The organism is Streptomyces sp. NPDC056987 (assembly GCF_042673865.1).
GTDB lineage: Bacteria > Actinomycetota > Actinomycetes > Streptomycetales > Streptomycetaceae > Streptomyces.
The window spans coordinates 39687-49281 of the sequence record NZ_JBHURV010000043.1 but is presented as its reverse complement, the minus strand read 5'-3'; the positions used below and the strand labels follow the sequence as shown (position 1 = coordinate 49281).

At 74.3% G+C, this 9595-nt stretch carries 7 protein-coding genes; all 7 read right to left on the bottom strand.

Annotated elements, in window-relative coordinates:
• Positions 1-127: 127 nt before the first annotated feature.
• The 7 genes from ACFTZC_RS34875 to ACFTZC_RS34845 all read right to left on the bottom strand — a co-directional run bounded on the left by ACFTZC_RS34875 (position 128) and on the right by ACFTZC_RS34845 (position 9482).
• Positions 128-3148 (bottom strand): tetratricopeptide repeat protein, encoded by a 3021-nt coding sequence (locus tag ACFTZC_RS34875; protein WP_382896786.1) that lies wholly within the window; start codon positions 3146-3148, stop codon positions 128-130.
• Positions 3145-5130 (bottom strand): HSP90 family protein, encoded by a 1986-nt coding sequence (locus ACFTZC_RS34870; RefSeq protein ID WP_382896783.1) that lies wholly within the window; start codon positions 5128-5130, stop codon positions 3145-3147. Before ACFTZC_RS34870 ends, ACFTZC_RS34875 begins: the two co-directional genes overlap by 4 nt.
• A gap of 191 nt (positions 5131-5321) precedes the next feature.
• Positions 5322-5921 (bottom strand): Clp protease N-terminal domain-containing protein, encoded by a 600-nt coding sequence (locus tag ACFTZC_RS34865; RefSeq protein WP_382896780.1) that lies wholly within the window; start codon positions 5919-5921, stop codon positions 5322-5324.
• A complete protein-coding gene (locus ACFTZC_RS34860) occupies positions 5921-6130 on the bottom strand; it encodes a helix-turn-helix domain-containing protein (RefSeq protein ID WP_365817627.1) in 210 nt (69 codons plus the stop codon). Before ACFTZC_RS34860 ends, ACFTZC_RS34865 begins: the two co-directional genes overlap by 1 nt.
• A gap of 104 nt (positions 6131-6234) precedes the next feature.
• Complete coding sequence (locus ACFTZC_RS34855; RefSeq protein WP_382896778.1) at positions 6235-7188, bottom strand: zinc-binding dehydrogenase; 954 nt, start codon at positions 7186-7188, stop codon at positions 6235-6237.
• Between the two features lie 114 nt (positions 7189-7302).
• Positions 7303-8889, bottom strand: coding sequence for an alkaline phosphatase D family protein (locus ACFTZC_RS34850; protein ID WP_382896776.1), 1587 nt, complete (start codon positions 8887-8889; stop codon positions 7303-7305).
• Positions 8886-9482: a phosphoesterase gene (locus ACFTZC_RS34845; protein ID WP_382896773.1), complete on the bottom strand. Its 597-nt coding sequence runs from the start codon at positions 9480-9482 to the stop codon at positions 8886-8888. The genes ACFTZC_RS34850 and ACFTZC_RS34845 overlap by 4 nt, the downstream gene beginning before the upstream one ends.
• Between the last annotated feature and the right edge of the window lie 113 nt (positions 9483-9595).

Below are 9595 nucleotides of genomic sequence, written 5' to 3'. Positions count from 1 at the left end.
GTCCCCTACCCGGGCGCCCGCCGGTATCCACCACAGGGCCGCGGCTTTGGCCGGCGCGGGTCTTTGGCCCGGGTCGGGGTGGGGGGGCGCCACCCCCCCCCCCCCACACCCCGCCCACCCCGCGTGCTCAGGACTCCAGGTGCTTCAGGTTGTTCCGCAGACGGGGCACCATGGCCCGGGCCTCGTCGGTGTCCGTCGCGGCGACCTCCTCGACGAGGGCGCGCAGCCGCCGCGCCCCCGCCTCCCGCCGGCCGAGTTCCTGCTCGGTCCAGGCCACGCGGACGACACAGCGCACCCGTTCGTCCAGGACACCGAGCCCGGCGAGCGCGGTGGCACCCTGCTCCAGCAGCCTGATCGCCTCCTCGCGGACGGCGTCGGCCTCCCCGCCGGCCTCCCGATCGGCCTTTCCGGCGGCGTCGTCACCTTCCTCGTACTCGTCGCCTTCGTCGTTCTCGTCGGCGTCCTCGTCGAGGAGGTCGAGAAGCAGTTCACCGGTCTGGTACCAGCCACGGGCCCGTTCCAGCAGGAGTTCGTCACCGTCACCTTCGACGGCCGCGAGGGACCGGGCCATCAGCTCCTTCGCGGCGTCCGCGTTACCCGCCCGGACCTCCAGCCAGGCGACGGAGCGCAGGGCCCGCGCGGCGCCGACCGGTTCGCCCGTCCCCTGCCACAGCTCGACGGCCCGGTGGTACGCGGCGACGGCCTCGTCCCGCAGCCCCGCGCCCGACAGGCACTCGGCGGCGAGGGTGGCGAACCGGGCGTGCGGCTGCTGGTTCTCCCAGCCCTTGGCCACCTCGGCGGCGAGCAGATACTGCTCGGCCGCGCCCCGCTGGTCGCCCAGCGCCCGGAGGATCCCGGCGAGCGCCTCCCGTGCCCGTACGGCCCGTGGCTCCCCCTGACGGAGCAGATCGGGCAGGGCCGACTCCAGCACCTCGGCGGCCTCGGCGGCACGGCCGGTCTCGGCGTACGCCTGGGCGAGGAGCAGCCGGGCGTAGGCCCCCGCGCCGGCCGACTCACCCGCCTCGTCGAGCCAGTGCGCGGCTTCGAGGGCGTACTCCGCGGCCTCGGCCTCCTTGCCGTACTGCTGGTAGAGGATGTCGGCGAGGGTGAGTCTGAGCCGGCCGAGTTCGTCCGGGTCGATCAGCTCCGTGCCGTACGCCACGGCGGTGCGCGCGGCCTCCTCCGCCTCCTCCTCGCGGCCGAGCGCCATGAGCAGCGCCGCCCGCCGGGCGAGGGGTTCCGCGGCGTCCCACGGGCGGCCGGCGGCGGTGCCGCGCCGTGCGGACGAGGAGAACAGCGCCTCGGCCCGCTCGGCGTCCCCGGCCTGCCAGGCCAGCTCCGCCCGCTGCTTCTCGGCGCCGGCGAGCAGGTCCGCGAGTTCGGCGGCCGGTTCCTCGGCGTCCCGGCCGCCGAACTCGGTGACGAAGCCGGCGAGGTCCGCGTCGAGGCGGGCCTGATCGGCTTCGGCGGTGGCGGGGTCGTGGCCGCTCTCCTGGTGCCGCAGTACGGCGCCGAGCCGGGCCCCGCTCAGTGCGACGCTCGCGATCCGCCGCGTGCGCGTGGGCTCCCCGGGGTCGAGCGCGTCCGCCGATGCCGCGGCGGTCGCGAGCAGGCGCCGTATCTCCTCGGGCGGTTCACCGCTCTGGGCCGCGGCGAAGACGATCTGCAGCTCGGCGAGGGCGGCCCGGCCGGGCTCCTCGGCGGCCCGGTAGGCGGCTGCGGTCTCCTCCAGGAGCGGCCGGGCACCCGGATCGCCCGCGCGCCCGGCGCGGAGCGCGCGGTGTTCCAGCAACTCCGCGACGAGCAGCGGTTCGGGCACGACCGACTCCGCGGCGCCCGGCTCCGCCGTGCCCGGTTCCGCGGTGGTCCGCGTCGCCACCAGGGCTTCGATCCGGTCCCATACCGACGCCGCTCGCGGGTGCCCCTGGCCGCGCAGCTCGCGCGCCTCCCGGGCCAGTCGCGTCACCGTCACGGCGGGCGCCGCGTCCTCCCGTGCCACCGCCGCCACCGCCGGGGCCGGGGCGAGCCGGGGCGCGCGGATCCCCAGGGGCAGGGTGTCCACCAGGGGCGCGGCGGCGAGCCGGCGGGCCAGCCGGGCGGAGACCGTGTCGTTGCCGTTGCGCAGGTCGAAGCGGGCGGCGAGCGCGGTGGCCTCGTCGTCCAGCAGCGCGAGGAGTCCGGCCACGGTGCGCGGCTCACCGGCGACCGCGCCCGGTACGGCCGGCTGGTCGCCCAGGCCGAGCGCGGGCAGTCGGCGCAGCAGGGTGAGCACGCCCCCGATGAACTGGAGCCGCGCCCACGGGTTGCCGTGCGAGTCCAGGTGCGTCCCGTGCTCGGCGAGGATTTCGAGACCGCGGCCCTCGTTGCCGGTCAGCGCGCAGAACTCGATGTGCAGGCCGATCGAGGGCAGCAGGCTCTCGTTGCCCCGCGCCAGGCGGTACCCCTTGAGGTGGTGGGCGCGCGCCTCGTCGAGCCTGCCGGTGCGGACGAGCGGCAGCAGCGACTGGGCCAGCGTCCGGTGCGGCTCCTCCGCGCAGCGCAGCCGGTCGGCGAGCACCGGCTCCCACGTTTCCAGCGCCTTCTCGTCGTCGCCCTGCCGCACGCGGTAACTGCCCTGGTCGTTCAGCTCGCAGGCATGGCAGTTGGCCATCCGGTCGCGCTCCGCGGCCGTCCACGCGGCGAACGCGCGCGCCGCCCGCTCCGGGTCGCCGCTGTCGTCGGCGAGTTCGAACTCGGCCTGCCGTACGGCGCGTTCGGTGAAGCCGGCGGTGCGGTAGCGGCGCTCCATCTCCGTGAGCCAGTGCTCGATGGTGGTGAGCGGCATCTCGGGCAGGGTCAGCATCCCGGAGCTGGCCCACTTGAAGACCCAGTGGAAGGTGTGGGTGTCCGCGCCGGAGAAACCGGACGGGTCCCGGTCCCACTCCTGGAGCAGCCGGGCGAAGGGCACGAGCATCTTGCCGCGCTCGGTGCTGTACTCGTACGCCTGGACGAGGCTGAGCAGCGCCCTGCGGAGCACGTCGGGGTCGCCGGTCCGCTCGGCGGCGGCGACGAGTTCCTCGCCGCGCGCGTTGCGTGCCAGGCCGTTGGGGGCGGAGTCGTTCTCCCAGAGGGCGCGTCTGATGTCCTCGGGTGAGAGTTCGGCGGTCACTGGTCGCCCTCCTCGTGAGCGGCGCGGGGGGCCTCGGTGGGTGCCGCGAGCGGGTGCGTGGCCCATTCCAGGAGGTCCAGGAAGGCCCGGTTGAGCAGCGAGGTGTCGGCGGGGCGCAGCGGGCGCTGGGCCATGAGCAGGGCCTGCCCGTACAGCGACTCGACGGCGGTGCCGGTCAGTTCGGCGTCGGTGAGGGCGGCGATCCGGCGCACCAGCGGGTTGTTGTGGTTGAGCACCAGTCTGGCGCGGGGCGCGGAGCCGCGCAGCGCGCCCAGGATGCCGCTCCACAGCTGGTCCGCGTTCTCCTCGGCCGCCGCCCGGTCCCGTTCGTGGCGGGCCTCGCGGTCGTCGAGGAAGAGCGCGGGGACGGTGAGCGGGTGGAAGGCGCGGAGTGCGACGTCGCAGCCGAGCGCGTCGAGCCGGGTCCTGGCGGTGGCGAGGAAGGCGGCGAGCGCCAGCTCCCGCTGGGGGTCGACCGGGTCGAGGTGCGCGGTGACGGCTCCCGCGTCGAGTTCGGTGACGGTGACGCCCTCCCGGACGGCCGGGAGCAGGGCGAGGAGGTCGGCGTCATAGGTGTATCCGGCGTTGACGACGCCGAGGCCGTGTGCGGCGGCGATGGGCGAGACCTGGCGGAACTCCTCGACGGTCCGGGTGAAGTGGATGCGCGGGTGGCTGCGGGCGAACTCGTCGAGGGTGACCTGGCCGTCGCTGGTCTCGAACGGCAGCCACGGCAGCATCAGCGCGAACAGCTCGGTGTCGTGCCTGGCCATGGACTTGACGCCCAGGTGGTGCACGGAGAGGAACGCCGCGAGCCGGTCGGGGTCGCCCGCCGCCAGCTCGGCCAGCCAGCCGCGGATCCGGACGCCGAGCGCTTCCCGTACGGCGGCGAGCGTGTCGTCGTCGTACAGGTTCTCGCGGGAGGCGGTGGGGCGCAGGGTGTCGGTGTCGAGGACGACGCGGACGAAGAACGCCCAGTCGGGCAGCAGGTTGTCGGCCCGGTCGGTGAGCAGCATGCCCTTGAGGTAGACGCGGTGGGCGGCGCGCTGGGCGGGGCTGGTGGCGGAGGGCAGGACGTAGGCGACGCCGCGTACTCCGGCGACGGGCAGGTCCAGGTCGACGGAGTCGAGCGGGGTGAAGCCGAAGACCCGCGCGCAGTGCCCGGCCAGCGCGACGCGCCGCGCGGTGGGGGTGGGGTAGGGGCGGTCCCAGGCGGCGGGGCGCTCGGTCAGCGGCCGGCCGGTGGCGTCGGGGCCGGTGAAGGTGACCTCGTGGGGCAGCAGGGAGCCGAAGTCCGCGGCGAGTTCGGCGACCCGGCGCGGGTCGGTCCACTCCTCGGCGCCGGGCCGCGGTTCGAGGTGGACGGTCGTGCCCGGCTCGGGCCGCGCCTCGTGGGGCAGGGTCCGTACGGTGTACGAGCCGTCGTCGCGGGCCAGCCATTCGACGGGCGGTTCCCCGGGGGTGCGGGCGGACCTGGACACGACGCGGATGCGCCGGGCGACGACGAAGCAGGCGAGGAGCCCGATGCCGAACTGCCCGAGGAACTCCTGCCGGGCGTTCTCCAGTCCGTCACGCTTGGAGCTGCGGCCTATGGTGGCGAGCAGGGTGTGCACCTCGTCGGCGGTCAGGCCGATGCCGGAGTCCTCCATGACGACGGACGAGCCGTCGGCGACGAGATGGATGCGCGAGGGCGCGCCGGGGTCGTGGAGATGGCGCGCGGTGACGGCGTCCACCGCGTTCTGCAGCAGCTCGCGGACGTAGACGCGCGGGCTGGAGTAGAGGTGGTGGGAGAGCAGGTCGACGAGGCCCCGCAGGTCCACCTGGAAGGTGTTGACCGCGGGCGCGGGCGCGGACTCGGACTCGGACTCGGAAGCGGTCGCCGGCTCGGGAGCGGTCACCGGCCCGGGAGCGGTTACGGACTCGGGCCGGGGCGCGGACTCGGAGACGGATTCGGGTACGGAGAATTCGGGCGCGTCAGGGCTCATGGATGCGTGGGGCGACCGCACGGCTCGCAGGGGCAGCCGTGGTCGCGGGTCGGGCGATCGCGGGGTCCCCCCCTCACGAATCGCGATGGGCCCGGCCCTGACCCCGGCGACGGACGCACGGGTGCACCGCGCGCCGCCGCCGAGAAGGACTCGGAATTGACCACCATCCTAGGGACGACCACTGACAATGCCTACGGTGTTTCCCCGGAATCGATCTTGCCCGGGGCGCCGCCGTCACCCTCCGCCGCGCCGAACACGGCCCGCTCCACCGCCGCGTATGTCGCGCCGTGGTCCGCCAGGACCTCCGACACCACGCCCGGCCGGGCCGTCAGCGCCAGCAGGAGGTGTCCGTCGCCGATGACGCGGTCGCCGCGGCCGAGGGCGATACGCAGGGAGCGCGACAGGGTGGCCTTCGCGCCGGGGGTGAGCGGGCGGTGCTTCGACCAGCGTGGCCGCTTGCGCCGCACCGCGACGCGCAGCGCGCCCTCCCCGTGGGTCTCCTCGACCCGCGCGACGATCTCGTCCACGTCGATGCCGAGCCCCGCCAGCGCCTCCGTCTCCGCCTTCGACAGGCCGCCCCTGCGCCGGGCGTCCTGGAGCGCGTGCTCCACCGAGGCGCGGCGGCCGGCCAGCCCCAGGGCGACGAAGGCGAAGGACGCCCGGGTGCCCTCCTGTTCGAACATCGCGAGCAGTAGGTGTTCCTCGGTGACGGTGGCCGCGCCGGCCCGGTCGGCGTGGCCGGCCGCGCCGATGACGATGTCGCGCGCGCCTTCGGTGAACCGTTCGAACATCACTGCCTCCCGTGCTTCTTGTGCGCGGCCTGCCGGCTGACGCCCAGCTCGTCCGCGATCTCCTGCCACGACCAGCCCTGATTCCGGGCGCTGCGCACCTGTACGGATTCGAGCCGTTCCAGCAGCCGCCGCAGCGCGGCGACCGCCCTCAGCCCGACCCGGGGGTCGCGGTCGCCCGCCCGCTCGGCGAGATCCGTCGCTTCGGTCATGCATGTCAATCTACGTTGACACCCGGCAAGGCGTCAACCCAGGTTGACATGACGAACGGAGGGCGGAGAAAACGAACGGACGGCAGAAGAGATAAGGACCGGCCTCAGACCGTCAGCACCACCTTGCCGAACAGCTCACCGGCCGCCATCTTCTCGAAGCCCTCCCGCGCCCGGTCCAGCGGCAGCACCTCGTCGATCACCGGCCGCACCCCCTTCAGCGCGCAGAACGAGAGCAGGTCCTCCAGCTCGTCCCGGGACCCCATCGTCGAGCCCACCACCTTCAGCTCCAGGAAGAAGATCCGGGTCAGCTCGGCGTGGTCGGGGCGGTCGCCGCTCGTCGCGCCCGAGATCACCAGAGTGCCGCCGCGCCGCAGGCACTTGACGGAGTGCGACCAGGTGGCCGCGCCGACCGTCTCGATGACGGCGTCCACGCGGTGCGGCAGCCGCGCGCCCGGCTCGTACGCCGCCACCGCGCCCAGTTCCACCGCCCGCGTGCGCTTCGCGGCGTGGCGGCTGGTCGCGTACACCCGGAGCCCGGCCGCCGTGCCCAGCACGATCGCCGCCGTGGCGACCCCGCCGCCCGCGCCCTGGACCAGGACGGAATCCCCGGGCCGTACGCCCGCGTTGGTGAAGAGCATGCGGTACGCGGTCAGCCAGGCCGTCGGCAGGCAGGCGGCCTCCTCGAAGGTCAGCTCGGCGGGCTTGGGCAGGACATTGGCGGCCGGTACGGTGACGCGTTCCGCCAGGGTGCCCTGGTACTGCTCGGTGAGGATCGAGCGCGGCTCGGTGCCGTGGTCGCCCCCGCCGATGACGGAGTGGACGACGACCTCGTCGCCGTTCTCGTCCAGTCCCGCGGCATCGCAGCCGAGGATCATCGGCAGCTTGTCCTGGGTGAGGCCCACCCCCCGCAGCGACCACAGATCGTGGTGGTTGAGGGAGGCGGCCTTCACCGTGACGGTGGTCCAGCCGGGGCGTGGCTCGGGGGCCGGGCGCTCGCCCAGCTCCAGGCCGTCGAGAGGGTGGGCGAAGTCCGTGTGGGCTGCGTAGGCGGCGAACATGCCCCCGACGATAGGTCGGCGGTCGGGATCCGGGGACCCTATGACACAGGAGACACGTGTGACACACGTCCCGCCCCACCCGCCACCGTGGCCCCTGCGGCTCGGTCCTCCCGCTCAGTCCCTGCGGTACTGCGCGGGCGAGTTCCTCGTCGCCGGGTCCTCGTACGCGCCCACCGTGCCCCGGTCGACGTGGAAGGTGGTCAGCGTGGAGACGGGCGAGGCGGGGTCGCGGCGGTCCTCGATCACCCGCATGTGCGTACTGAAGCGCTCCGGCGTCACCTCGTACACGTCGTACCCGTACCGGTTGCCCTCGAAGTACTGGAGGTGCGGGTTGGCCCGGCCCATGAGCGGGCCGTTCGCCGCGTTCCACTGCGCGTCGTACGCGCTGGAGGTCACCGAGTGCGCCGTGAACTCCGTGCCGATGACCGGCGATTCCGGGTTGTCGTAATCCGGCCGGATGTCGTCGACGAAGGCCGAGTGCCAGTCCCCGGTGAGGACGACGAGGTCCTCCAGGCCGCTCGTACGGACATGCTCCAGGACCTCCTTGCGCTCGGCGAGGAAGCCGTCCCACTGGTCGGTGAACATGAACCGGCCGCCGGGCGAGCCGCGCAGCTGGCTGAGCATGATCGAGTTGGCCCAGATGTGCCAGGAGTCCGGGGCGCGGTCGACGGTGCGCTTGAGCCACGCCTTCTGTCCCGCGCCGAGGATCGTGCCGTCGGGGAGGTTCTGCGCGGAGCGGTACTGGCGCAGGTCGAGCACGGCCAGCTCCAGCAGATCGCCCCAGCGGCGCACCCGGTGGATCTCCGGGTCCGGCAGGCCGGCCGAGGCACCCTCGCCGTCCCCCGCGTCGCGGTGCGGCAGGTGCTCGTACCAGGCCTGGTAGGCGGCGGCCCGGCGCTGGAGGAACGGCGCGCCCCCACCCGTACCGCTGTAGTCGTTGGCGACCTCGTGGTCGTCCCAGGTCAGGAACCACGGGTGGGCGGCGTGGGCCGCGCGCAGCGACGGGTCGCCCTTGTAGAGGGCGTGCCGCTTGCGGTAGTCGGCGAGGGTGTAGATCATCGGGCCGTTGTTGTCGCGGACGGAGTCGCCGCCCTCGGGCCCGTACTCGTAGATGTAGTCGCCGAGATGGATGACGAAGTCCAGCCGCTCGCGGGCGATCCCGCGCAGCGCCGCGTAGTAACCCTGCGGGTAGTTCTGGCAGTTGGCGGTGGCGAACCGTACGGAGGGCACCCGCCCGGCGGGCGCGGTCCTGGTCCGGCCGGTGCGGCTGGTCCGGCCGAGCGCGCTGAACGCGTACCAGTACGTACGGCCCGGACGCAGCCCCGTCACCGGTACGTGGACGCTGTGCGCGAGCGTCACGGACGCCGGGACCGTGCCGCGGGCGACGACCCGGCGCAGCGCGCGGTCCTCGGCCACGACCCACCGCACCTCGGCGACCTCGGGCAGCGCCTGCTCGCCGGGCTCGGCGAAGGGCTCGGGCGCGAGCCGGGTCCACAGCACGACGCTCGTGGGCCGCGGGTCGCCCGAGGCGACGCCGAGGGTGAACGGCGCGGCGTCGTACGTCGATCCGAGCGCCCCGGCGGCCTCGCGGGCCTGCGCGGGGGAGAGTCCGGCGCTCAGCGGCCAGACGGTGCCGAGCGCTCCGGCGGCCCCGGCGGCCTTGAGCAGATCGCGCCGGTTCAGTCCGTTCGTCGCGTTCACGGACGCACCCCTTCGGTGTGGAGCGGGGCCGCCGCGCGGAGCGTCAGGGACAGCGCATCGGCGTAACCGTCGTTGGAGGTCCCGGACCCGGTCCGGGTGAAGACCAGCAGCACCCGCGCGGAGCGTGCGCCGGGCGGTACGGCGGCCTCCGCGGTCCGCTCCACCAGCGCCGTACGGCCGCCCCGTTCGGCGGCGGTGACCGGGCCGAGCACGGAGAGCGCGACCGGGGTGCCCCGGCCGTCGCGGAACTCCACCGAGAACCTGGCGCCGTCCTCCTGCGCGGCGTACCCGCCGAGCCAGGCGGAGACGGCGTACCGCACCCGTCCCGCGTCCACGGCGGCCCGGCCCGTCGCGCCCGCCGTGGGCAGCGGGACGTCCTGGGTGAGCGCGGTACGCGGGCTGTTGCCGCCGGAGAAGAACCGGCTGCCGCGCGGGACGGGGCCGGGGTCACCCGCGGTCGGATAGCCGTTGCCGTGGGCGTACGCGATGAGCGCGGGCGCCCCTTGACGCACCGTCCAGCCGTCGACCGACGGCACGGGTTCGGCGTCCCCTCCCGGCCCTCTCTCGGCGTCCCCGTTCACGAGCAGGTTCACATGCGCCTCCTGGTGTCGTAGTCGACGCCAGGTATCCCAGCAGCCCCATGTGAACCCGTGAAGGCCGCACGCCGAACTTTCGGACCGGCGGGGGCACTTGTCCGGTCGCGTGC